This is a genomic window from Epilithonimonas sp. 33E, assembly GCF_059372615.1.
This window is the reverse complement of sequence record NZ_CM182009.1, coordinates 2978380-3002437: the sequence shown is the minus strand read 5'-3', so window position 1 is coordinate 3002437 and position 24058 is coordinate 2978380. Positions and strand designations below refer to the sequence as shown.

Below are 24058 nucleotides of genomic sequence, written 5' to 3'. Positions count from 1 at the left end.
GAATCTTAGATTCGTTATATGTTTTATAATTTTGAAGCTCAATTTCTAGCAAAATATTGATGTCAAATTTTATACAACAGTTTTCCAGATTTTTAAGATTAAGAGTTTCTGTTTCGGAATGGATTTACTTGATAAAATGTGTGATTGGCGCGGCAATCTGTTATCTGTTTTATATTTTTCTTCCACAATATCCTGTTTATTGGGCATTGATCTCTGTGGTGATAGTTTTCTCACCAGACAACAGTAACAAACTAGCTTATGACAGAATCAAATCCAATCTTCTCGGTGCTTCTATTGGAATGATTTTATTTCTGATTCCGATTCCTAATATTTTGTTGATTTGTTTTGGGGTAGCTTTGACGATTTTGGTTGGGATTGCTTTTAAGCTTGATAATACACTTCGTTCAGCTTTAGCAGCGATGGTCATTGTTTTGATTGAGGAAAATCAGGCTCACGATTGGCTGATTCCTATTGAACGTGTGATCTGTGTATGCATCGGATGTTTTGTGGCGCTGATTATTACTTTTGTTTTTTCAAAGTTTAAGACTTACGGCCAAACTTATTTAAAACATTGATATTATCTGCAGGTCCCTAGCCCCGATAGTAGCGGTTACCCCACAGCAGGTGTTGGAAAAGCGGTGGCGCGAGGAGTAATAGCGGATAGCGGGAAATAGCTCCTAAACAAAAAACTCTCCCAAAAAGGAGAGTTTTATATTATTTAAGATCCTTCGACAAGCTCAGGATGACAATGTTTAGTATCTGTAATATTCAGGTTTGAACGGCCCTTTTACATCAACACCGATGTATTCAGCCTGTTCAGGAGAAAGAGTTTCCAATTCAACGCTTAATTTCTTAAGGTGAAGAGCAGCAACTTTTTCATCTAAGTGCTTAGGCAACATATATACTTCATTTCCGTAAGCTTCAGAGTTAGTCCAAAGTTCGATCTGAGCCAAAGTCTGATTAGAGAAAGAGTTAGACATTACAAAACTTGGGTGACCAGTTGCGCAACCTAAGTTTACCAATCTACCTTCCGCAAGAATGATAACTTCTTTACCTCCTTCCAACGTATAGATGTCAACCTGTGGTTTTACTTCAGTTTTTGTGTGACCATAGTTTTCATTTAACCAAGCCATATCGATTTCGTTATCGAAGTGACCGATGTTACAAACGATCGCTTTATCTTTTAATTTTAAGAAATGTTCTTTTCTTACGATATTGAAGTTACCAGTAGTTGTAATTACAATATCAGCGTTATCAACCACAGTATCTAATCTTTTTACTTCATAACCGTCCATTGCAGCCTGTAAAGCGCAGATTGGGTCGATTTCAGTTACAGTAACAATAGACCCTGCTCCTCTGAAAGATGCAGCAGTACCTTTACCTACGTCTCCGTATCCGCAAACTACCACTCTTTTTCCGGCAAGCATTACGTCAGTCGCTCTTCTTACAGCATCTACTGCAGATTCCTTACATCCGTATTTGTTGTCGAATTTAGATTTAGTAACAGAATCGTTTACGTTGATGGCAGGCATTACCAAAGTTCCGTTCTTCATTCTTTCATACAATCTGTGAACTCCTGTTGTAGTTTCTTCAGAAAGTCCTTTGATTCCTGCAGTAAGCTCAGGGAATTTATCAAAAACCATATTCGTTAAATCACCACCATCATCCAGGATCATATTCAATGGCTTTCTGTCTTCACCAAAGAAAATAGTCTGCTCGATACACCAGTCGAATTCCTCAGCATTCATTCCTTTCCAAGCATAAACCGGAATTCCTGCAGCAGCGATTGCAGCAGCAGCGTGATCCTGTGTAGAGAAAATATTACAAGAAGACCAAGTAACTTCAGCTCCTAAAGCTACCAATGTCTCGATAAGCACAGCAGTTTGGATCGTCATGTGAAGACATCCTGCGATTCTTGCACCTTTTAGCGGCTGAGATGGTCCGTATTCTTCACGGATTGACATCAAGCCCGGCATTTCAGCCTCTGCAAGGGTAATTTCTTTTCTTCCCCATTCTGCAAGGGAAATATCCTTAACTTTATAAGGAATGTATTGTGTTGTAGTACTCATATCTAATGAATGAATTTATATTCTGATTTTTAAACAGCAAAATTACAATTAATAATTCAGATACAAAAGCGGAGCTTCAGCAATAATCAATTAATGAGAAAATGTTTAATTATTTGAAAACTAATTGTTTATATCTTTTTAAAAATCACCGTCGAGTTATGGCCGCCAAAACCAAAAGCATTGCTCATTGCGATGTTAATTGGTTTTTCTTTATTTTCAGTAATGATATTAATTCCTTGAGGAATATTATCATCCAGTTTTGAAACATTGATTGTCGCAGGAATAATATTTTCCTGAATGGCTTTGATGCAAATAATTGCTTCTACAGCGCCGGCAGCACCCAACAAATGTCCAGTCATAGATTTAGTAGCACTGATATCCAGATTCGGGCTTCCTTTGAAAACTTTTGTGATGGCATTCAGTTCTGCCAAATCACCTAATGGAGTAGAGGTGGCGTGCGGATTCAGGTAATCGACTTGATCGGGAGAGATGTTGGCATCTTCCAATGCCAATTCCATTGATTTTGCAGCACCAATTCCTTCCGGATGAGGTGCGGTCATATGATACGCATCGGCTGTCATTGCTGCGCCAATCAATTCTGCATAGATTCTGGCACCTCTGGCTTTGGCATGTTCATATTCTTCCAAAATCAAAGCACCCGCACCTTCGCCCATTATAAAACCATCACGTTCCACATCATAAGGTCGGCTGGCAGCTTTCGGATTATCATTTCTCGTGGACATTGCTTTCATTGATGAAAATCCACCTAGTGAAGCCGGCGTAATTGGAGCTTCCGAACCACCGCTCACAATAACTTTTGCTTTTCCCCAGCGGATATAATTGAATGCATCCATAAATGCAGTGTTAGAAGTTGCACAAGCTGAAACTGTTGTATAGTTGATCCCTCGTAAACCATATTTCATAGAAATCATTCCGGAAGCCATATTAGCAATCAGTTTTGGAACGAAAAACGGACTGAATCTAGGTGTTCCATCACCAGAAACATAGTCAGTGACTTCATTTTCAAAGGTTTCCATTCCACCTTGCCCGGTTCCCCAAATGACGCCAATATCAAATGGGTCGAAGTCCTTGAAATTCAATCCGGAATCTTCCATCGCCTGAGCGGCTGCATAAATGGCGTATTGTGTGAAAAGGTCACTTCGTTTGATTTCGTTCCTGTCCAGATATTTTTCCGGTGAGAAGTTTTTAACCTCTGCGGCAAACTGAACTTTGAATTTTTCCGGGTTGAAATGAGTAATGGTGTCAGCGCCACTTTCACCTTTTAGAATATTATTCCAGAAGGTTTCGACATCATTTCCCAAAGGCGTTACTGCTCCCATTCCGGTAATTACGACTCGTTTCATTATCTTGTAATTTGTGTTTTGAATAAGTTGGATGTGCCTTTTGCAATCAGTCTGGTTTTGTCTGCATTCCAGATTTCGCAGGTGGCGTTGATGAATTGTTTCCCCAATTTGGTGATGTGTGTTTCGGCAATGATATTTTCGCCTTCTTTCCCGATTGAGAAATAGTCGATAACATTATTAATCGTCGTGTAAAAAGTTGGCTCGTTCAGAGAAAACATTGTAGCTCCCAAAACGTCATCAATAATCGCTGCTGTAACGCCACCGTGGAGATTCCCGATCGGATTCAGCCATTCCGGACGAATGGTGTACTGGAATTCCAAATGACCTTTTTCTGCGGATACTACAATTGGTTTCAGCCAGCGCATAAACGGCGACGGTGAATCTGTGAATTCTTGTCCTATTAATGATTGCAGGTGTGCTAATCTGTCCATAATATTATTAACTTAAATTGATAGAGTGTTACTTTCGCAAACTGCCAAGAGCGGATTCTTCGGGAACTTCAGAAGATTTAATCTACTCACCAACTTCCTGCGTTCTTCTTTGATTCATTGCCAGCAAAGCATCTTCGGGTGATGACAAATATAATCTGTAGATATCTTCCGTTTGTCCAACGCGGATTTCGTAGTTATTCTCTTCCAATCCGGCGATAAACTGCTCGGCAACAAAGGACGCCGGAACGCCGTTTTTTCCACCAATCGGCGCGGAAAATTCGGTATCTACCAAAGGTGGCATCAGTTCAAAAACTTTGACGTTAGCATTTTTTAAAGCTAAACGTAAATATCTGGTGTAAGAATGTAAGGCAGCTTTGCTCGCAGAATAGGTTGCCAAAGCGCCCGGAACGAAGGCCACGACAGAAGACACGTTTACGATGGTTGGATTGTCGTTAGTTTTCAGAACCGGGAGTAGTTTTTCGTTCAGACGGATGATGGAGAGATAATTGGTCAGCATTTCGTCTTCTGCTTTTTCGAAGGCATTGACATTCTCTTCGGTGATGTCGTAAACGAGTGCGCGACCGGCGTTGTTGATAACCATATTCAAATCCGGAAATTCGGATTTGATTTGGCTGACGAGATTTTCCACATCTTCTGCATTGCTGACGTCCGAAACGATAGTGCTAACGCTTTTCAGTTGCGAAGCGGCTTGTTGTAAACGCGCCTCATTTCTACCTGTGATTATAACTTTGTTGCCTTTTTCGGATAATAGTTTTGCGATTTCTAATCCGATTCCGGCTGAACCTCCGGAAATTAATACTGTGTTGTTGGTTGTTTTCATAATGTTATGATGTTAAAAATACCGATTGGTATATTTTTGAGTAAAAAAATTATTTAATTAATTCGTTATCGATGATTGTTTCTATTCTTTCCAATGTGTTGAAAAGATGAGCCTTGTTGTTCATTGTTTTTGAAAGAAGAATTCCGCCTTCTATCAATGCTATGAATTGATAAGCATATTTTTGAGAATCAATTGATTCTACAATTTCGTTTTGGTTTTTACCTTTATCCAGAATTCGTGTGAAGTGATTTGCCCAGTTTTCAAAATTCTTGTTAACCTCAGATTTGAGAAATGGCATTGTGTCATCTGCTTCTACGGCCGTGTTGAGGTGTGGGCAACCGCCTCGGGAGACATTTGTTTCCCAGGTTTTTCTGTAAACATCGATGATAGCAAAAAGCTTTTCGCGTGTTGTCATCGCATCATTAAGCTCATTGGTAAAACTGATTTGAAGTCTTTTAGAATTATAGAGGTAGACTTCTTTAGCCACTTCGTCTTTGTTTTCGAAATTTCCATAGATGCTGCCCTTCGTCAATCCGGTTGCAGAAGTAATGTCGGATAAGGACGTTCCGGCATAACCTTTCTTGTTGAATAGTTCTGCGGTTTGTTCGATGATGAACTGTCTTGTTTTTTCTGCTTTTGACATTTTGATCTGAATTGACTTTGCAAAGATATATAAATTATATACCAATTGGTATATTTTTTTGATTTATTTTGAGCTAATAAAAAATGCTCCCGAAAAAAATCCCGGAAGCATTAGCGTATAGTTAGTTAGTGTTAGTTTATTTCCAGCCGCCACCTAAGCTTTTGTAGATGTTGACAACCGTGCTGAGTTGTCTTTCTTTAGCTTCGATGAGTTCCATTTTGGCGTCCAATGCATCACGCTGATTCATCAGAACTTCCAGATAATCTGCTCTCATATTTCTGAATAATTGATTAGCGATGTCAATTCCTTGGTCTAATGCTTTAACTTCCTGAGACTTCATTTCGTAATATTTATCGAGATTTTTAATTGCAGACATTTGATTGGTAATATCAAGATAAGCACTCAAGATGGTTTTGTCATATTCATACAAAGCCTGGATTTGTTTTGCATCAGCCGATTTGAAATTTGCCTGAATGGCGCTTTTGTTAATCAACGGACCAGCCAATTCTCCAACCAGACTGTAAGCAATCGATTCCGGCATTTTGACAAGATATGACGGTTTGAAAGCTTCTAAACCAAGCGCAGCATTGATTTCAAGACTTGGATAGAATTCTTTTCTTGCTGCTTCAACATCCAATTTTGCAGATTGTAGTTCCAATTCCGCTTGTTTGATGTCCGGACGATTGGCTAACAACTGAGAAGGAATTCCTGTATAAACAGTCTGTGGAACAATCGACATAAAGCTTTCTTTGGTTCTCACGATCGGTTGTGGGTAACGACCCAGCAAAGCATTGATTTGATTTTCCTTTTCCGTGATCTGTTGTTTCAAATCATATTCAGTTGCATTGGATTTCGCTAACTCTGCCTCGAATTTTTTAACGGCCAATTCCGTTGCAGCCATTGCCTGCTTTTGGATTTTTGCCACTTCAAGCGCTTTTTTCTGCAAATCGATATACTGATGGATTATGTCCAATTGATTATCAAGTGACAATAATTCATAATAATTATCAGCCACTTCAGCAATCAGGCTTGACAGAACAAAATTCTTTCCTTCAACGGTTGACAAATAATGCGCAACAGCCGCTTGTTTTTCAGTTCTTAGCTTATGCCAGATATCAATTTCCCAATTGGCAACCAATCCACCTTCGAAGTTTGTCAGGTTTTCCGGGACTTCTTTTCCGTCTGTTATATCTGTGGATGCATCACCAGCTCCTGTACTCGTGTAGCGACCGACTTTCTCGATGCCAGCACCTAATCTTGCTGCAACAATCGGACTTAATTTTCCATTTTTGTACATCACATCGCTTTTTGCGATTTCGATTTGCTGAAGTGTAATCATTAATTCCTGATTATTTTTCAGAGCTTCATCAATCAGATTCACAAGATTCGGGTCTGTGAAAAATTGCTTCCAAGGCGTGATTCCGGAGTTGTTTTCCGAAACGGCTTGATTTTCAAAATTCTGAGGTAAAGTTTCTTTTACCCGGTCCTGAATTTTGGTTGCCATTGGCGCTTTACAACTTGCTAAAGCAAGAGACAACGCAGCCAAAGCAATTTTGTTTTTATGATTATTAAAAAAACTATTCATAATATTTTATTTTTTTAAATGTCTCGTAGAGACTAACTATTAATAGATTTCGTTTATTGGTTTTCCGTAAAGTTCCATCGGAACGACCTGTCTTTCTAATATTTTAGTTTTTGCATTGTACTTCATTTTCTATTAACAGTTAGCCTCTCTGAGGCTTTATCATTTGTTTTTCAATTTATTATCGATTATCCACGTTAGGATTTTTATCTTCAAATTTTCCATCGTGTTGATAAGGTTCAGTTTGTTCTGTTAAAGGATTTTCTTCTTCATAGTAAGTCAGTTTGGACTTAGCTGCAATGTTGGCAAAAATGTAGTACAATCCAGGAATAATCATCAATCCGAAAATAGTTCCGATGAACATTCCTCCTGCAGCAGCTGTTCCGATCGTTCTGTTACCGACTGCTCCAGGTCCTGTTGCCAAAGCCAATGGAATCAATCCGGCGATGAATGCAAATGATGTCATCAAAATCGGACGGAATCTCAAAGATGCTCCTTGTAAAGCAGCTTCTTTTGTGGAAAGACCTTCCTCTGCTTTTTTCTGAACCGCAAATTCTACAATCAAAACAGCGTTCTTTCCGAGTAATCCGATGAGCATGACCATCGCCACCTGCGCATAAATGTTATTTTCCAGCCCGAAAAGTGATAAGCATAAAAATGCTCCGAAAATTCCCGTCGGTAAAGACAAAATGATTGGTAATGGTAAAATGAAACTTTCATATTGAGCAGAAAGAATCAGGTAAACGAATCCAAGACAAACCAAGAAGATGTAAATCGCTTCATTCCCTCTGGAAACTTCGTCTTTGGAAATCCCTGCCCAATCGATTCCGAAACCTCTTGGCAACGTTTTGTCCGCCACTTCCTGAATCGCTTTAATTGCATCTCCGGAACTGTATCCAGGCGCTGGCGTTCCGCTTACCTCAGACGAGTTGTACATATTATGTCTCGTGATCTCCGACAATCCATACACCTTTTCAAGATGCATAAAATCTGAATAAGGCACCATTTGGTCTTTATCATTTTTGACATATAATTTCAACAAATCATTTGGCAAAGCACGATATTGCGGACCAGCCTGAACAATTACTTTGTAAGGTCTGTCGAATCGGATGAAACTGGTTTCGTAATTGGAACCAATTAAGGTTGATAGATTATCCATCGCTTTTTCTATGGTTACACCTTTTTGTTCAGCCAGATCATTATCTACTTTCAGCATATATTGAGGGAAACTTGCAGAATAGAAAGTAAAAGCAGAACCCAATTCAGGACGTTTTTTCAATTCTTTTACAAAATCATTGCTGACTTGTTCCATTTTGTGATAATCACCACTTCCGGCTTTGTCCAGAAGTCTTAATTCAAAACCTCCTGCAGCTCCATAACCTGGGATTGAAGGTGGTTGGAAGAATTCGATATTTGCACCGGGAATTTCCTTCGCTTTTTGTTCCAATTGCTCTATGATTTCCGTAGCTGATTCTTTTCTTTCGTCCCATTTTTTAAGATTAATCAAACAAGTTCCGGAGTTAGAACCGGTTCCTTCTGTCAGAATCTCATAACCTGCCAAAGATGAAACAGATGCAACACCATCTATCTTTTCACATTGCTTCTGAAGTTCAAGGGCAATTTGGTTCGTTCTTTCCAAAGTTGAACCCGGTGGCGTCTGGATAATAGCGTAGATCATTCCCTGGTCCTCACTTGGAATAAATCCGGTAGGCAGTTTATTGCTCAGGAAAAATGTCCCAATACAGAAAAGAACCAATAAAGGAAGTGTTACCATTTTTCTTGTAACAACTTTGGTCAATAAGTTGTGATATTTCCCTGCTCCAACTGTAAATAGGTTATTGAAACCATCCAAAAATCTTGTTACAGGTGTTTTCTTTTTCTCTTTTCCATGATTGTTTTTCAGGATTAATGCACATAAAGCAGGTGTCAATGTCAAAGCGACAACTCCGGATAAAATAATGGACGAAACCATCGTAATCGAAAACTGACGGTAGAAAACTCCAACGGGACCGGACATAAATGCAACCGGAATGAAAACCGATGCCATTACCAAAGTAATTGCGATAATTGCTCCGCTGATTTCATGCATTGCTTCTTCCGTTGCCTTGAGTGGCGACAGATGTTTCTCTTCCATTTTGGCGTGGACGGCTTCTATCACAACAATCGCGTCATCGACGACAATCCCGATTGCCATTACTAGAGCAAAAAGTGAAATCAAGTTCAAAGTAATTCCAAAGGCGGACATTACTGCAAATGTTCCTACCAAAGAAACCGGAACGGCAATTGTCGGAATCAAAGTAGAACGCCAGTCTCCTAAGAATAAGAAAACAACGATTGCTACTAATATGAAAGCTTCAAATAATGTATGAACTACTTTTTCAATTGATGCATCCAAGAATCTGGAAACGTCATAACTTATTTCGTAATGCATGCCTTTCGGGAACGTTTTTTCCAGATCTTTCATCAGAACTTTGACATTCTTGATAACGTCACTTGCGTTGGAACCGTAAGATTGTTTCAAAGTAATTGCTGCTGACGGTTTTCCGTTCAAAGTAGAGTAGATGTCGTACATGGATGACCCGAATTCGATATCCGCTACATCTTTAAGTCTTACGAATTCTCCATTTGGATTGGCTTTCAGAATGATATTGCCGTAATCTTTCTCGTTGTTGAAACGTCCAGGATATTTCAGGATATATTCAAATGACTGAGAACGTTTTCCGGAACTTTCACCTGTTTTTCCAGGAGAAGCTTCCAAACTTTGCTCGTTTAATGATTCCATCACTTCATCTGCGGAGATTCCGTAAGCGGTCATTCTGTCGGGCTTCAGCCAGATTCTCATCGCATATTCACGCGTTCCCAGGATGTCGGCAAAACCAACACCACTCACCCTCTTCAATTCAGAAATAAGGTTGATATCTGCATAGTTGAAAAGAAATTTCTGGTCTGCTTTCGGATTATCACTGTAAAGGTTAATATACATTAGCATATTCGGTTCCTCACGGGTGATTTTCACCCCTTCGCGAACTACCAAAGGCGGAAGCTTGTTAACAACCGAAGATACACGGTTCTGAACATTGACCGCAGCAACATTCGGGTCTGTTCCAAGGTCGAATACAACCTGGATTGATGCTTCACCGTCGTTTCCTGCATCAGAGGTCATATATTTCATTCCCGGAACACCATTGAGTCCGCGTTCCAAAGGAATTACAACAGATTTAATCAGCAATTCGTTATTAGCTCCGGGATATTCTGCCGTGATGTTTACTTTTGGCGGAGAAATGGATGGAAATTGCGTTACAGGAAGTTTAACTAAAGACAAGATTCCCATAAATACGATAATCAAAGAGATTACGATTGACAGAACCGGTCTGCGTATGAATTTCTTAAACATAATTTTTTAATTATTAATTGTCAATTATTAATTATCAATGGGAAGCATTGTTGCCATTAACAATTAATCATTAACCATTATTTAGTTGGCTTGTAATTTTAATGAGTTCAAGACTTTTTTCGGATCCTGGAATTTGGTTTCCACTTTTTGGTCGTCTTTCACTTTCTGAACACCTTCCAGAAGAATTTTATCACCCACATTAATTCCTTCTGAAACAACATAGATATCCGGAAGCTCATAAGCAATTTTGATATTCTTAGACTTTATAACGCCATTTTTACCAACTACGAAAACATATTTCTGATCCTGAATTTCGTAAGTAGCTTTCTGAGGAATGATCAAAGCATTTTTAAGAGGCAGTGTCATTTGGATTTTTCCTGTTTCACCATTTCTCAATATTTGTTTAGAATTTGGGAATTTGGCTCGGAAAGCGATATTTCCTGTCTCATTATCAAATTCGCCTTCAATAGTCTGGATGATTCCTTTGTCAGGAAATGGCTCACCGTTGGCCATAATTAAAGAAACTAAATTATTCCCCCGATCGGCCGAATGCATCTGATAGTTAAGATATTCCGGTTCGGAAACATTAAAGTATGCGTAAATTCCTCCATTGTCAGAAAGCGTTGTCAGCAAATCACCCTCATCAATCAGACTTCCTAACTTCAAAGGAAGTCTGTCGATAATTCCTGAAAAAGGAGCTTTGATCGTGGTGAATGATAAATGCGTTTGAGCTAAGTTCAATTCAGCTTTTGCTGCATCCAATTTGGCTTTTGCCATTTTCTTTTCATTAATGGAAACCACATTATTATTAGCCAAAGTGCTGGAGTTTTGTAATTCTATTTCAGCCTGCGCCACTTCTGCTTTGGCTTTCAGAACATCAGCCTGATAAATTTGAGGCATAATTCTGAACAAAACCTGTCCTGCCTGTACATGCTGACCTTCATCTACATAGACTTTTTCGAGAAAACCTTTTTCCTGGGCACGAATCTCGATGTTTTTTTCTGACCTGATCTGGGATACAAATTCTTTGGTAATAACGGTGTCCATTTTTACCGGCGATGTTGTAGGATAAATTACGGCTTCTTCTTTTTCTTCTTTTTTGTCCTTACAACTGAAGATAATCAGCAATGCGCTGAGAGCAACAGAGAATGCAACTCTTTTTTTCATAATTTTTACTGTTTTTTTAGGAGAATTTGCGAAACTTTTCGGTTTCATTTTAAATAAATTTTATTTTTTTAATTGAATATTGAAAGAATGTAACATAAGTATAATCCGGGCATTAATTTTAAAATTAGTTAATGCTTAATCATTACTAATGATCATTCAGGAGTTTGAATGGGAATTTTCAAAACGACAGGTATAATTGCCTCTTTATGACAAGAGCAATATTGTTTTGAAAAAGTTGAATTTTAAATGCGGATTGTACGCAGCAGAATAAATCTTTTGACCGAAGAAAATATAATTTCCGGTTCCAGGAATGTCTTTGATCTACGCTTGAAATATAATTGCAAAAGATAACCCAACCCGAATGCAGTGATTACGGCAATGAAGTTATAGGCATTAGAAAAATTCAGATTGCTTTCTTCGGGAGAATCCAAAGAATCGCTGATCTGCTGCAAAGACGCTTTTTCCAGAGAATGATTAAGATGGTGTTTTTTTGCAAAGGAAAAAAGATGCAATGATACATTCTGAATTCCAAAATCTTGTTGGAAATCAAGTGTTTGTTTATTCTCTGCGGTAAACAACAGAAAGATAAACATCAGAATATATACAATTGCTTTTTTCATTTTGATACTGCAAATTTACATCGGATAATTGTTAAAATAATCTTAAAGCCTCATTTTTAAGGCATTTTTAAGTTCAGAGAACTGGATTTGCAATTTCAGAAGTCCTTGTTTTTTATTAATTTTAGAGACTAAAAAAATAATTGATGCCGCTTTATAAAGATTTTTCTGATGATGTTGCGACTGTTCTGGTCTGGGAATATGATGAGAATGAAGTACTTAATCCGGATGAATTGCTGGAGCCGGAAAATCAAAATAAAATTCTGGGCTATCATCCTAATAAAATAGCTGAGGTTCTGATGGTGAGAAAAATGCTGAAAAGAGTTCTTCCGGACCATAAGATTCTTTATAGAGAAAACGGCGAACCTTATCTTTTTCCTCAGGATCATCATATCTCTGTGAGTCATTCCTTTCCTTTGGCAGCTTTGGCAATTTCGAAGAAAAAAGTCGGAATCGATCTGGAAAAGAGGAAAGAAAAGATTAAGTATATAAGACACAAATTCATACTTCATGAAGATGTTTTCATTGATAATAATAAAGAAGTAGATTTTCTGACAGCAATCTGGTGCGTGAAAGAAGCCCTTTACAAGATTCATCACAGCAAACACTGGTCTTTGAAAAAGCACTACGATGTTTTACCTTTTGAACTGAAGCAGGAGTTTTTTGCAAAAAGCAGGGTTTATGATCTCGAAAATGAAGATTTTTTCAAAGCCAAAATTTCTTTTTTTGATAATTACTGCTTAGCTATCGTTGACTGATAGATCAGATATTCTTCAATGATTTTTCGCTGATCTTTTGCGACATCATAGATCAGTTCCAGTAATTCTTTGATATTTTTTATTTCGGTCAAATGGCTGACTGTGAACGGTTTTCTTTCGTTTGAAATCGCCTGGTTTTCCAATTCTGCTTTTCTTTTTTCCAATAGATCTGCAACATGATCTTCCGGTTTGATACGACTTTCTGACCTGATCTGTTCATCCAGATCTTTTTGGAAAAGTAATGAAGATGTTCTCAATAATTCCGCAGAAATTTTAAGTTTCCAATTCTGAAAATCGATTTCCGGAAACTCATGTCCGGATTTTGCATATTGAGATAAAGAAGCGGTATAAGCCGTTATCAAATGTGTGGTTGTAACAAACTGGTGAACTGTTTCCAATTTTCTTTGCTGGTTCTTGGGATCAGAAATCATTCTTTGAAAGTTGTCGGAAAGATTAGCCAGATCAATGATGGCATTTTTTCTCTTGAGACGGAAATCTTCATCATCAACTTCTTTTTTCAAAAAATGATCCATTACCAACCGGAAATAATCAAGATTACTTCTGGAAGATTTTTTCATCAGGTCAAGATTCTGAGTGTGCTCCCATACCGGCAAAATAAAATAAGCCACCAAAAATGTAATCGCTCCGCCAATCAAAGTATCCAGTAATCTGTCTTTGAAAATGAGATTGACATTACCTGGCCTCAGGAAGTTGAATGACAGGAAAATATAAATCGTCATAAACAGAACTGCCCAGAAATAGTTGGATTTTAACAGGCTGAAACAGATAATCATACTGACCAAAAGTATAATCAAAAGTGTCGTAGGCTCTCCAATAAAATATAAAATAATGTAGGCAAGAATGGCTCCTGCCAAGGTTCCGAAAAGACGCAAAAGATTCCTGTGTTTTGTAGTGGCATAAGCAGGTTTCAGAATGGCAATAATAGTAATCAGGATCCAGTAAGAGTGCCCGATTCCAAGAATATCGAATCTTGAGACAATATATCCAAGAAGCAATGCAATTGTCACTCTGACTGCATGACGGAAATGTCCGGAATTAAGAGAGAAATTAGACAGAAAAACCCTGTGGTTTAACCTTTCCTCTTTTGGAAGGAATTTAGAATAATCAAGACCTGTGGATAAACTTTTCGCTAATTTAATATCCTGAGAATTGACTTTCATGATCGTATTGACTTCATCCGTGATCTCGGTAATCCTCATCAAAACCTGACGAATCATCATAAAATCTTCCAGAGTTTGCGAAGAGAATTTTTGGGATCGATGTTCGAAAAATTCGTCATAGATTTTTTTCAGCTCTTCATCAAAATTGGTAATTTGCTTAAAAGCCAAACCGCTTTGCATAGAAATCCCAAGATTGGTAATCTCGTCAGCCATGACCAGAAGATAATCATGAATACTTTGAAGAAGCTTTGTGCCCCCAAAAACCTGATTCATTCTTTTGTAATCGTTTTCGGAAGTCAATAGCTTATCATAAAGATCGATAGAATTGAGAAACATCAGCATCAGGATTCGACTCTGAGTAGTGGATTCGTTAACAATCTTTCTGGTTTTGAATACAATCTCCCGTGTATCTTCCTGATGATTTTTGATTTTGACCTGCTGAGCAATCAATTGATTTAATAACGAGTCAAAATCAGGATTCTTTGTATAATATTTGGCTTTGATCCTCAGATAGTCTGCTAATTCCAGATAGTTTTCTCCGACAACCTGACTGGCTAATTTATAAGGCTGCAATGTGGAGACAATCATAAAAATGATGAAAAACCAAAGACAGCCAAGAAAAAAAATGAATGAGCTTTTGAAAATATCATCACCTGTGAGATGCCCGTCGATGAAGATGCTGAGCACAACTAGCGCTAATGAACCAAACGTAGCAAGTCGTAATCCGTAAACGCCAATCATCGAAAAGAAAAAACCACACACAATAATTTCCAGGTAAACTGCTATGGGGAAATCCTTGACCAGACTTGCAAACAGCGCTATGAAGAAAAAGAAAAACACGGAAAGCAATAGTGTATTTCTTCTTCTAATGAATGGGCCAGGCTGATCTGTCAAACCTACAAAACTGGTCCCGAGTGGAAACAAAAAATATTCCTTGAGTAAGCCGAATTGTGCCAGAATAATGCTTGGAACAACTATCGCCAAAGCAATCCTTGCTCCGGAATAAATGTATTGGCTCGTTAAAAATTTTTTGAGTTCGGAACTATAGTTCATACTACAAATTTAAATAAAAATGCCTCTTTTTTGAATAGAGGCATTTTAAAATTATAGTTAATAAATAAAATATTAATAATCTGTGGCATTATACGTTTCGCTGCCGATATTCCATGTCAATCCAAATCTTAAAGTGTTGTCCAGCGCCGTATTAATTTTGGAAGTATTAATCAGATAAGACAGATCTAATCCGAATGAAGCATATTTGAAGCCAACACCAACAGTTGCGTATTGTCTCGCACCCTGTTCAGGCGCTTCTGTAAAATAACCAGCTCTGATTGCAAAAGTTTCATCATAAGAATACTCTGCAGCACCACTATACATGATACTTTTTTTATTGCTGAATGATTTTCCGATACCTTCCATTACACCAACATTAGGAACATTTCCTGTTGCATCCGGACCAGGGACAAGGATTTTTGAAGCTTCGCCACTCAAGCTGAAACGGTTCATGTCATCAATTAATAAATCGTATCCCAAACCTAATCTTGCCATTGTCGGAAGATAAGATCTGGATTCTTCGTCACCAGTGTAATCTAATCTCGGACCTAAGTTCTGGACAGCCCAACCTGCTTTTACACGGCCTTCATATCCACTGAGACTCTCATGTTTCGGAGACATATAATATCCGGAAACGTCTACTGCAAATGTATTAGCCGGCTTTAAAGTGCTATTGGAATTGAATCCCCCACCAATGTCAGATCTGATAAATCTACCGGTTACAGCCATAGAGTAGGAGTCTGATAATTTCAAACCATAAGCAACATCTATTGAAAACTCATTTGGCTTCGCAGTTCCTCCCTGGATAACCTCGTTTCCGACAAAATCTGTTAAATCGACGTCACCCATATTGAAATAATAGATACTCGCACTCAAAGTAGAACGTTCTTCATCTCCTAAAAATGTATAGAAAGATCCGTAAAGTAAAAATACATCATTTGTAAGCTTACTCATATATGGCGTATAGTTAACACCTACTCCCGAAGAAACCTTTGCGAAAGGATATTTTGCAGCATTCCAAAACTGTGAAAAAACATCTGTCGATGTTACAACACCCTGATCTCCCATACCGCCTGCTCTTGCATCCGGAGATATTCTTAGAAACGGAGCTCCTGTCAATACAGGCTGAACATTGCTTTGAGAAAAGGCAAAGGCGCTCACACCAATTCCTAATCCTAAAAATAATCTTTTTGTTAAATTCATTTTTTTTCTTTTAAGGTAAAATTTACCAATATTTTCAAGTTTTTATTTTAATAATACCATTTTTTCAACAGCAGTTGCGCTTCCTGAACATTTTTCCTGGTTTTGGCTGCGTGCAAATATCTTAAAAATATATGTACCTTTTGCAACCGTGTCGCCGAAATCGTCTTTTCCATCCCATTCTATTGCTTGTCTTGGTGTTCTGAAACCTTCTAAAAATGGTTCAGCCGAGATACTTGCAGATAAAGTACGGACTATTTTTCCCGTGATCGTATAGATCTGAACATTGACATCCAGAATATCATCACAATTGTGTTCAAACTGGACATAGGTTTTATTAGTAAAAGGATTTGGCCAGTTAAGAAGTCTGTTAACGGTTAATTTCTTTTCGGATTCATCTTTTACTACAAAGTTTAACGTAGAGCTAGTAGAATTATTGTTGATATCCCAAACTTTGAAAACCAATTGGTGTTCACCCGGCGTCAGATTTCTGAAAGGGAAAGTTACAGATCCTTTTTGATAATCATTCAGATCTGCATAACTACAGCCATTACCATCTCCGGAAGCAAAATAGTCGTTCAAAGCTGTTGTGTTGATTACATCGCCATCCAGAACTACTGTAATGTCGTGTCCTATTCCCGCACCGGTTGAATTGATACCCATATTATCCCTTACACAAGCCAGGAGCATCGGGTTCTGATCTGTAATTCCTCCGTTGGCAAAATTGGTATTATTCATATACAGATTTATTTTTGGAGGCTCAGAATCATTGATACCGTTCGGGTTGATGTCTCCGACTTTTTGAACCTGATTGGTGAAAACATCAAAGGCGTTAATCTTCGCATTTTCAAAATTTTCTGCATAAGCCAGCATTCTTCCATCACCTATTTCGTAGTTAATATCTTTAGGGACATAGAACTCTACTGTATATTTACCATTTTCAACCTTGCCTGAAGCTTTTACAATAGCACTTGGTTCTTCTGAATAAGTCATTAATTGATTCAGCTCAGAAACTTTGTCGTTATTGAGTGTCTTTTTAGTGATCTTTTTATCAAAAATATTGATGGCAACACGTCCATTAAATGTATTATCCAAAGTCCCGTCTGCTTTTGTAACTTGACCATGAACCTTAACAAAATCCAATGCTCGTATTTGGTTAGGGACCGGAGTTTCAATATTATCAATTTTTAAAAGTCTTTTAGGTCTGCTCATTTTCATTGCCGGATCGCCTAAAAAATTAACTCTAAGATGATCAAAGGAAGAACTGTATATGGTTTTATATTGCTTTTTGGCTAACAAATGCGCTGCACCTAAAGAAATAAAATCATCATTATACAATTTGAATAAATTATCAGTAAAAAGAAGTGTGAACTTTCTTCCATAATCTACTGATATAGCCCGGCTGGATGTAATCATTGTAGCGGCACCTCCGCTGGTATGCTTGATCAGTTGCTCACCAACAGAGTTCGTACTTGGTTCATCCCAAAGTGTAAACTCACATGTAATGGTAGATACTAAAGGAAACCTGCTATATACAGAAGTATAATTATTGAATCCCTGAACTTCCGTTGATGTCAAAACTCTTTCCTGTGCCCAACCATTGATCCCACCGTGCCCGAAATAAAATAAATATAAACTATTGCCGACATCATTCGTAATCGCTTGATTAATTTGAGGATATCTCTGTCCGCCTGCACTTGTCACTGCCGGAAAAGCATCCAGATAAAGTTTTCTTATATTATATTCAGGCTTATCCGTATTGGTCTCAAAGTTTTGTTTTATGGTGTAATCTACAAGATAATGGAACGGACCGGGAATGTTGTTAGGACCGCTTCCCTCAAAATCATCATCAGCTACAAAATCCAGCTTCATTCTCCATTCTCCAAAAGGGCTTGACTGTCCGGGTAAAGCATTATAATAAGCTAATGTTTTATCAATCATTACTTTTGCTTCCTGAACATTGTCAGCCGGCAATCTTCCTATTGGTATATCAGGAATGATCTGCGAAAGATCCGTAGAAGACTGAGGACTTGTCATTACAAAATAATCATCTGTAACAAAAGAACCTTTTACATCGGCGCTATTTTCGCTTTGATAGCTAGGTATTACATCTGTATTATTAGCAACACGGTTTTTAAAGTCATATGATGTATCTCCAAGTAGAAACACATATTTCAGTGATCCGGCCGGTGTATTCAGTTTAGTTATAAAATCTCTTATTGCAGTAATGTCTTTTCCGCCACTACTGAACTCATTATATATTTTGTTGACATCAACAACCTGAACATTATAACCATTTTTCGCTTGGTGATAAGCCGCTAATCTCTGAGCCTGAGCTATATAAGAAGGTTGGGTAATCATCAGATAATCAACATTCTTAAGAGAGGAAAGATCCTGATTGTCAATTCTGCCTACAAAACCTGGTTCGAAAGCTGCGGAATTTTTAAAAGCAGTGAATTCATTGTTAAAAAATTCGCTATCAGCAATATATCCAAAATTGAATGTCGAGTTTTGTGAATTTTTATTAGTTACTTTTTTTGCATTGGTGATATCGGAAACATCCCAGATCTGATCTATTCCGGAGGCATTAGACACAGAAAACCCATACAAATCACCCGATCCGGTTACAATATCGTAATCCCTAAAGTTCATTTGTGTATTGTTAAAACTCAAATTCTCCTTATACTGAACTTCTGCAAAATCAAAATAAAAAGATGCATTAGGGTTAGCACTTATATCTGTTGTATAATTAAATTTGATAGTTGTTCCACTTTGATTGAATAGTGCAGACTCATACATTATTCTTTCAAAATTAGCCGCTGAGCTGTTCAAAGGTCTTGTGTCCTGAGAACCATTGACATTGAAAGTTATTTTTCCCGATTGTGCATTGTAACCTATAACCTGAGTTTTGAAACGGATGACATCATCTGTCTGGATCGGAGATCTTGTTGTAAAAGTTATTTCTCTATTGCCGGGGATAGCATCACCAGTCCATGTTCTTCCTAATTTTACGAGATTAAATTTTTCTTCATTAATGTACTGATAATCATCATAACGGGTAATCAAATCCTGAGGAAGGTTATTATCTACCGTCTGAACCCTTTTCCCTGCACCGATATCAAAATTTATAAAGTAATAAGAATAGTCCTCATAGATATTGATAAAATTATTAGGCGTTCCGAGCCTTCTGAATTCCGTTCTCTTTTTTCCGTTACCGTTGGAGGTGTCGTATAGATTATAACCATTCGGTCCCTGTGCGTAGAATAGTGCGTAATCATTATCATTCCAGACACCATCTTCTTCGCCGATTACTTGGATTGCGTTTTCCTGTAAAGCATCATAGCGTTTGTCCTGATTATACTCCGACAACATAATCCCACCATTACCATAGATTCTAAAGTTTTTAGGATTAACACTGGCCGGATTGATTCCGTTTTGTTGTAAAAACTGTTTTGTAATTTTAAAAATACCGGATTTGTCAACCTTAATTTTATAAAAAGTTCCGGACTTCAGCGGGTTTTCAGTGCTTCCATACTTATTGCTTCCTTTATATAGGTCAGAAATTTTTTCTTTTACCTGATTAATGTTAAAAGAAATTAATTTATAAATTTTATTATTCTGAACCTTTACAGCCTCAACTTTTACATTGGCATTTTGAGCATTTTCGTTTTCATTGAAGTAATAGTTTACGCTTGTTGAGGGATTTGACGAGAGTGAGTTAATCTTAAGATCTTTAATATCCTTTGAAGGCATCTCCTGCCATTGGAATTGATCTAATTTCAACTGATTATCTGTTTTAATATTAAGATTAACATAGATAGTATTGGCATCTACCTGATAATTATAATTTGTAAAGTACGGATATATAAGCTTTTCCAGACCATAATCCACTTCTTTGCTGCCGTCCCAGTTGATAGTGGTTTTTTGAGCAAAAGCCAAAATAGAAAGAAAGCAAAAAGAGATAATATAAAATTTGAATTTCATCAATGTTATTTATTAAGATTACAAAATAAACGATTTTTTTAAAAAAATGGTATATAATAAAAATAATTTAATTGCGTTCTGTTAAAAAAAAGCATTCAATATTTGATTAATTAAAGAATTTATTTTTTCTTTGTACTCTGAAAATTTCTATATCTATTATGAAAAAAATTAGGTTGTTTTCGATCATTACTTTTAGCACTACACTACTTTTGATAAGTTGTGGAGGAGGGGGTAACTCCAAAAAAGGTGGTGGCACAAAAGGTTTTGTGAGCAAAACAGGTTGGAAACCCAATGAAAAAGACGGGTGGTTCTTCTCTGGTAAGCAGCAAAAACCAAAAGCTTGGCCAGGAATGGTTTATGTAGAAGGTGGTACTTTTACTATGGGACTAGTAGAAGACAATGTTATGCATGATTGGAATAATACGCCAAGAAGAATGCAGGTAAGTTCTTTCTTCATCGGAGATACAGAAATTACAAACTCTGAATATAGAGAATACACGACTTGGCTTAAGTTTGTTTTTCCTTCGTCAGATCCTAGCTTTAAGCACATCTATACAGGGGCTTTACCAGATACTTTGGTTTGGAATAACAAATTATCCCGTAACGATTATGCAGAGACTTACTTCAGATCTCCGGAGTATGACTATTATCCTGTGGTGGGTGTGTCATGGTTACAAGCTACAAAATATTGTGACTGGTTGACAGAAAGAGCTAATGAAAGAGCTCTTATGAAGCAAGGCGTTATATCAAAAGATATCTATTCTGCAGATAAAGCTGCAACAGCTGGTGCTACTTTCAACATGGATAAGTTCAAGTCCAATGATCCTGAACTTGATTCATATGTTGATAAAGAGAAACTTCAAAAAAGAAGCGGAATCAAAACTACGAATGAAAAAATTGCTGCTGCTAACAGAAATGCTAGTTCAGGACTTGTAGAAAAATTCAGGCTTCCGACAGAGGTAGAATGGGAGTTTGCTGCGCTTGGTCTTCAAAAAAACAGAGAATACAACAATTACCTTGGTAAGAATACAGAAATTACAAATCTTAAAGGTAAAAAAGGTAAAAACAGAGGAATGTATCTTGAAAACTTCAAAATGGGACGTGGAGATTACTCCGGAGTTGCAGGTTGGAAAAATGATGGAGCTCCTACAACTGCTGATGTTAAGCAATATCCGTCTAACGATCTTGGAATCTACGGGATGTATGGTAACGTTGCAGAGTGGGTAGCGGATATCTACAGACCAATGATTGATGAAGAGTTCAGTGATTTCAATTACTATAGGGGTAATGTTGTTGTACAGTCTGTTAGAAATGATGACGGATCCTACAAAAAAGTTGGCAATACAGAAATCAAATATGATACGCTGGCTGATGGGCGTTTGGTTTACAAAGGTCTGCCAGGAGAGTTCGAAAGGAAGACTTTGGAAGATAATAGAAATTACAGAGATGGTGATTATCAGTCTTCGTTAGATGCAGGTGGAACTCCTCCTAGTGATAGTACAGAATTCAATATGTATAATTCTGTAAAGCCAAAATTCATTGTTGATAAGAATGGTAACGTAGTTTTACAAAAAGAGAAAAAGAAAGCAACGTCTCAGATCAATGATTACAGTAGAGTTGTGAAAGGGGGTTCTTGGTTAGATTCAGCATATTGGTTAGATCCGGGTCAAAGAAGATTCAAAAATCAGACAAAAGGTTACGGTTGGATTGGTTTCCGTGTTGCGCAGGATGCTAAGAATAACAAAGCCGGAAGAACAAAAAGATAATATCAGGATATTATAAATTGAAAAACAGCAGAAAAATCTGCTGTTTTTTGTTTTTATATTGTGGCATTTTAATATTTTTGAGCTATGAATATCAATGAGTTTTATCTGGTCTTTTTACAGAGCAAAAATGTGGTTATAGATAGCAGAAAGATCGAAAAAGGAAGCTTGTTTTTCGCTTTCTCGGGAGACAGCTATAATGCTGCAGAAAAAGCAAAAGAAGCCATTGAAAATGGTGCGCTGGCCGTTATCATTGAAGATGAAAAATATTCTGATCCGGATAATAATATCTTTTATGTTGCTTCTACTTTAGAATTCCTGCAAAATCTCGCAATCTTCCATAGAGATCAATTAGTAATTCCATTTATTGGATTGACTGGAAGTAACGGAAAAACTACAACTAAGGAGTTGATCAGCAATGTTCTTGCAGAAAAATTCAAAGTTCAATATACTTTTGGGAATCTTAACAATCATATTGGCGTTCCTTTGACTTTACTTTCTATAAGATCTGAGCATGAGATTGCTGTCATAGAAATGGGCGCCAATCATCAGAAAGAGATCGAATTTCTTTGTAAAATTGCAAAGCCAAACATCGGTTATATTACCAATTTTGGTAAAGCTCATCTTGAAGGTTTTGGCGGATTTGAAGGTGTTATCAAAGGTAAGTCCGAACTTTATAACTATCTCAAAGAAAATCGGCAGAAGATCCTGGTTAATAATAATGATAAGATCCAGGTAGAAAAAACTGGAGATTATTATGATAAAATAACGTTCGGAACTCCGGATTCTGACTATAATTTTGAGCCGGTTTTCAAAGAGCACTTTGTTGGCATCAATTACAATGGAACAGACATTTTTTCCAATCTTACTGGGAAATATAACTACGATAACATTTCTGCAGCTGTAGCTTTAGGGCTTTATTTTGGTCTGGATATTAATGAAATCAAGGCCGCTATAGAAAATTACTTTCCTTCCAATATGCGTTCTCAGATCCAGAAAAAAGATAATACAACTCTGGTTTTGGATACGTATAATGCCAATCCAAGCAGTATGCAGGTTTCTCTGGAAAATTTTAAAACCTTCGAAGGAAGCAAGCTGATTATCATTGGTGATATGCTGGAATTGGGCGAGGAAAGTCTAAAAGAGCATCAGAATATTCTGGATTTTGCCAATTCTTGTGGCTTTGACGAAATCATAACTGTTGGACCAAATTTCAAAAAAGTTAATCAAACCGGCAATGCTTTTGAAAATACATCGGAATTGATTGAGATTTTGAAAATTAATCCCATTAAAAAAGATAATATTCTTCTGAAAGCTTCACGCGGAATTGCGCTCGAGAAAATCATTGATTATATATAAAAAAAATCCTCAAACTTATTGAGGATTTTTAATTTTGAAGTCATTCAGGATTAATTTGATATTTTGAAACGTTGATGGCAAAATCTCAGATTCGATTTGTTCTTCGTTTTTCCAGCCTACTTCGTTGATGCCTTCTTCTATTTGAGGAATCGGAGTCTCCGTTCCGGCATAAAACATCTCGAACCAATAAGTTGTTTTCAGGATTTTTTTGCCGTCTCTGTCTGTATAAATATGATAAGTGGAATTAATGAAATCTTTGAGCTGCAGATCAAAAATCCCGCATTCTTCCTCAACTTCCCTTACAGCAGCCACTTCTCTGGATTCTCCGGGTTCGATTTTACCTTTTGGTAAATCCCATTTTCCTAGTCTGTGGATGAAGAGGATCTTGTGTTCCAGATTCGTTACAATTCCGCCGGCAGCATCGATTTTTTTGAAATAATTACCAAAATCTGCCCAGAGTTGATCAATATCATTATGATAAATATTCAAGCCTTGCGATGCAGTATTTTCAAGCAGATCAATGGCGAAATCAAAGCTATGCGTTCCATCGTAATTCAGTGTTTTAGGACTGTTTTGAGGCTCAGAACTCAAAATTAATTTTTTCTCATTGATAAAAACTTTATACATTTGTAAGGCTTTTAATATTAATACA

17 protein-coding genes are annotated in these 24058 nt (G+C 37.3%); 4 read left to right on the top strand and 13 right to left on the bottom strand.

Annotated elements, in window-relative coordinates:
- Positions 1-59: 59 nt before the first annotated feature.
- On the top strand, positions 60-575 hold the full coding sequence (locus AC5P2S_RS13750) for an FUSC family protein (protein ID WP_494555266.1): 516 nt from the start codon (positions 60-62) through the stop codon (positions 573-575).
- A gap of 177 nt (positions 576-752) precedes the next feature.
- On the opposite strand, the gene ahcY is transcribed toward AC5P2S_RS13750, so the two are convergent.
- The 9 genes from ahcY to AC5P2S_RS13705 form a co-directional block, all read right to left on the bottom strand.
- Complete coding sequence (ahcY, locus tag AC5P2S_RS13745) at positions 753-2069, bottom strand: adenosylhomocysteinase (RefSeq protein ID WP_283416507.1); 1317 nt, start codon at positions 2067-2069, stop codon at positions 753-755.
- Between the two features lie 128 nt (positions 2070-2197).
- Entirely contained in the window at positions 2198-3433 is a 1236-nt protein-coding gene (gene fabF / locus AC5P2S_RS13740) for a beta-ketoacyl-ACP synthase II (RefSeq protein WP_494555265.1), read from the bottom strand.
- On the bottom strand, positions 3433-3864 hold the full coding sequence (locus tag AC5P2S_RS13735; RefSeq protein ID WP_494555264.1) for a PaaI family thioesterase: 432 nt from the start codon (positions 3862-3864) through the stop codon (positions 3433-3435). Before AC5P2S_RS13735 ends, fabF begins: the two co-directional genes overlap by 1 nt.
- Before the next feature lie 82 nt (positions 3865-3946).
- On the bottom strand, positions 3947-4705 hold the full coding sequence (locus AC5P2S_RS13730; RefSeq protein ID WP_494555263.1) for an SDR family oxidoreductase: 759 nt from the start codon (positions 4703-4705) through the stop codon (positions 3947-3949).
- Between the two features lie 49 nt (positions 4706-4754).
- Positions 4755-5348, bottom strand: coding sequence for a TetR/AcrR family transcriptional regulator (locus AC5P2S_RS13725; protein ID WP_494555262.1), 594 nt, complete (start codon positions 5346-5348; stop codon positions 4755-4757).
- Positions 5349-5484: 136 nt separating this feature from the next.
- The gene (locus tag AC5P2S_RS13720; protein WP_494555261.1) at positions 5485-6933 is read right to left on the bottom strand and encodes a TolC family protein; all 1449 of its coding nucleotides are present in this window, start codon (positions 6931-6933) and stop codon (positions 5485-5487) included.
- Between the two features lie 178 nt (positions 6934-7111).
- Positions 7112-10324 (bottom strand): efflux RND transporter permease subunit, encoded by a 3213-nt coding sequence (locus tag AC5P2S_RS13715; protein ID WP_494555260.1) that lies wholly within the window; start codon positions 10322-10324, stop codon positions 7112-7114.
- 81 nt (positions 10325-10405) lie between these two features.
- Entirely contained in the window at positions 10406-11491 is a 1086-nt protein-coding gene (locus tag AC5P2S_RS13710) for an efflux RND transporter periplasmic adaptor subunit (protein WP_494555259.1), read from the bottom strand.
- Between the two features lie 242 nt (positions 11492-11733).
- Positions 11734-12111: a hypothetical protein gene (locus AC5P2S_RS13705; RefSeq protein ID WP_494555258.1), complete on the bottom strand. Its 378-nt coding sequence runs from the start codon at positions 12109-12111 to the stop codon at positions 11734-11736.
- Positions 12112-12254: 143 nt separating this feature from the next.
- Between AC5P2S_RS13705 and AC5P2S_RS13700 the strand changes: the two genes are divergently transcribed.
- The gene (locus tag AC5P2S_RS13700; RefSeq protein WP_494555257.1) at positions 12255-12866 is read left to right on the top strand and encodes a 4'-phosphopantetheinyl transferase family protein; all 612 of its coding nucleotides are present in this window, start codon (positions 12255-12257) and stop codon (positions 12864-12866) included.
- Here AC5P2S_RS13700 and AC5P2S_RS13695 read toward each other — a convergent pair.
- The 3 genes from AC5P2S_RS13695 to porU form a co-directional block, all read right to left on the bottom strand.
- Entirely contained in the window at positions 12842-15100 is a 2259-nt protein-coding gene (locus AC5P2S_RS13695) for an FUSC family protein (protein WP_283416517.1), read from the bottom strand. The two genes, AC5P2S_RS13700 and AC5P2S_RS13695, sit on opposite strands and share 25 nt — an antisense overlap.
- A gap of 72 nt (positions 15101-15172) precedes the next feature.
- Complete coding sequence (gene porV, locus AC5P2S_RS13690) at positions 15173-16303, bottom strand: type IX secretion system outer membrane channel protein PorV (protein WP_283416518.1); 1131 nt, start codon at positions 16301-16303, stop codon at positions 15173-15175.
- Between the two features lie 42 nt (positions 16304-16345).
- Entirely contained in the window at positions 16346-20284 is a 3939-nt protein-coding gene (gene porU, locus AC5P2S_RS13685) for a type IX secretion system sortase PorU (RefSeq protein WP_494555256.1), read from the bottom strand.
- Positions 20285-20442: 158 nt separating this feature from the next.
- Here porU and gldJ point away from each other — a divergent pair, with 158 nt between their 5' ends.
- On the top strand, positions 20443-22050 hold the full coding sequence (gldJ, locus tag AC5P2S_RS13680) for a gliding motility lipoprotein GldJ (protein WP_283416520.1): 1608 nt from the start codon (positions 20443-20445) through the stop codon (positions 22048-22050).
- A gap of 84 nt (positions 22051-22134) precedes the next feature.
- The gene (locus AC5P2S_RS13675) at positions 22135-23406 is read left to right on the top strand and encodes a UDP-N-acetylmuramoyl-tripeptide--D-alanyl-D-alanine ligase (RefSeq protein WP_494555255.1); all 1272 of its coding nucleotides are present in this window, start codon (positions 22135-22137) and stop codon (positions 23404-23406) included.
- A gap of 15 nt (positions 23407-23421) precedes the next feature.
- Here the strand turns inward: AC5P2S_RS13675 and AC5P2S_RS13670 are convergent, their stop codons facing one another.
- Complete coding sequence (locus tag AC5P2S_RS13670; RefSeq protein WP_494555254.1) at positions 23422-24033, bottom strand: NUDIX hydrolase; 612 nt, start codon at positions 24031-24033, stop codon at positions 23422-23424.
- Positions 24034-24058: the final 25 nt, after the last annotated feature.

What these genes read in the sequence shown, in the direction of transcription:
- AC5P2S_RS13750 (WP_494555266.1), top strand. Translation starts at nt 60, where the DNA reads ATGTCAAATTTTATACAACAGTTTTCCAGATTTTTAAGATTAAGAGTT.
- ahcY (WP_283416507.1), bottom strand. Translation starts at nt 2,069, where the DNA reads ATGAGTACTACAACACAATACATTCCTTATAAAGTTAAGGATATTTCC.
- fabF (WP_494555265.1), bottom strand. Translation starts at nt 3,433, where the DNA reads ATGAAACGAGTCGTAATTACCGGAATGGGAGCAGTAACGCCTTTGGGA.
- AC5P2S_RS13735 (WP_494555264.1), bottom strand. Translation starts at nt 3,864, where the DNA reads ATGGACAGATTAGCACACCTGCAATCATTAATAGGACAAGAATTCACA.
- AC5P2S_RS13730 (WP_494555263.1), bottom strand. Translation starts at nt 4,705, where the DNA reads ATGAAAACAACCAACAACACAGTATTAATTTCCGGAGGTTCAGCCGGA.
- AC5P2S_RS13725 (WP_494555262.1), bottom strand. Translation starts at nt 5,348, where the DNA reads ATGTCAAAAGCAGAAAAAACAAGACAGTTCATCATCGAACAAACCGCA.
- AC5P2S_RS13720 (WP_494555261.1), bottom strand. Translation starts at nt 6,933, where the DNA reads ATGAATAGTTTTTTTAATAATCATAAAAACAAAATTGCTTTGGCTGCG.
- AC5P2S_RS13715 (WP_494555260.1), bottom strand. Translation starts at nt 10,324, where the DNA reads ATGTTTAAGAAATTCATACGCAGACCGGTTCTGTCAATCGTAATCTCT.
- AC5P2S_RS13710 (WP_494555259.1), bottom strand. Translation starts at nt 11,491, where the DNA reads ATGAAAAAAAGAGTTGCATTCTCTGTTGCTCTCAGCGCATTGCTGATT.
- AC5P2S_RS13705 (WP_494555258.1), bottom strand. Translation starts at nt 12,111, where the DNA reads ATGAAAAAAGCAATTGTATATATTCTGATGTTTATCTTTCTGTTGTTT.
- AC5P2S_RS13700 (WP_494555257.1), top strand. Translation starts at nt 12,255, where the DNA reads ATGCCGCTTTATAAAGATTTTTCTGATGATGTTGCGACTGTTCTGGTC.
- AC5P2S_RS13695 (WP_283416517.1), bottom strand. Translation starts at nt 15,100, where the DNA reads ATGAACTATAGTTCCGAACTCAAAAAATTTTTAACGAGCCAATACATT.
- porV (WP_283416518.1), bottom strand. Translation starts at nt 16,303, where the DNA reads ATGAATTTAACAAAAAGATTATTTTTAGGATTAGGAATTGGTGTGAGC.
- porU (WP_494555256.1), bottom strand. Translation starts at nt 20,284, where the DNA reads ATGAAATTCAAATTTTATATTATCTCTTTTTGCTTTCTTTCTATTTTG.
- gldJ (WP_283416520.1), top strand. Translation starts at nt 20,443, where the DNA reads ATGAAAAAAATTAGGTTGTTTTCGATCATTACTTTTAGCACTACACTA.
- AC5P2S_RS13675 (WP_494555255.1), top strand. Translation starts at nt 22,135, where the DNA reads ATGAATATCAATGAGTTTTATCTGGTCTTTTTACAGAGCAAAAATGTG.
- AC5P2S_RS13670 (WP_494555254.1), bottom strand. Translation starts at nt 24,033, where the DNA reads ATGTATAAAGTTTTTATCAATGAGAAAAAATTAATTTTGAGTTCTGAG.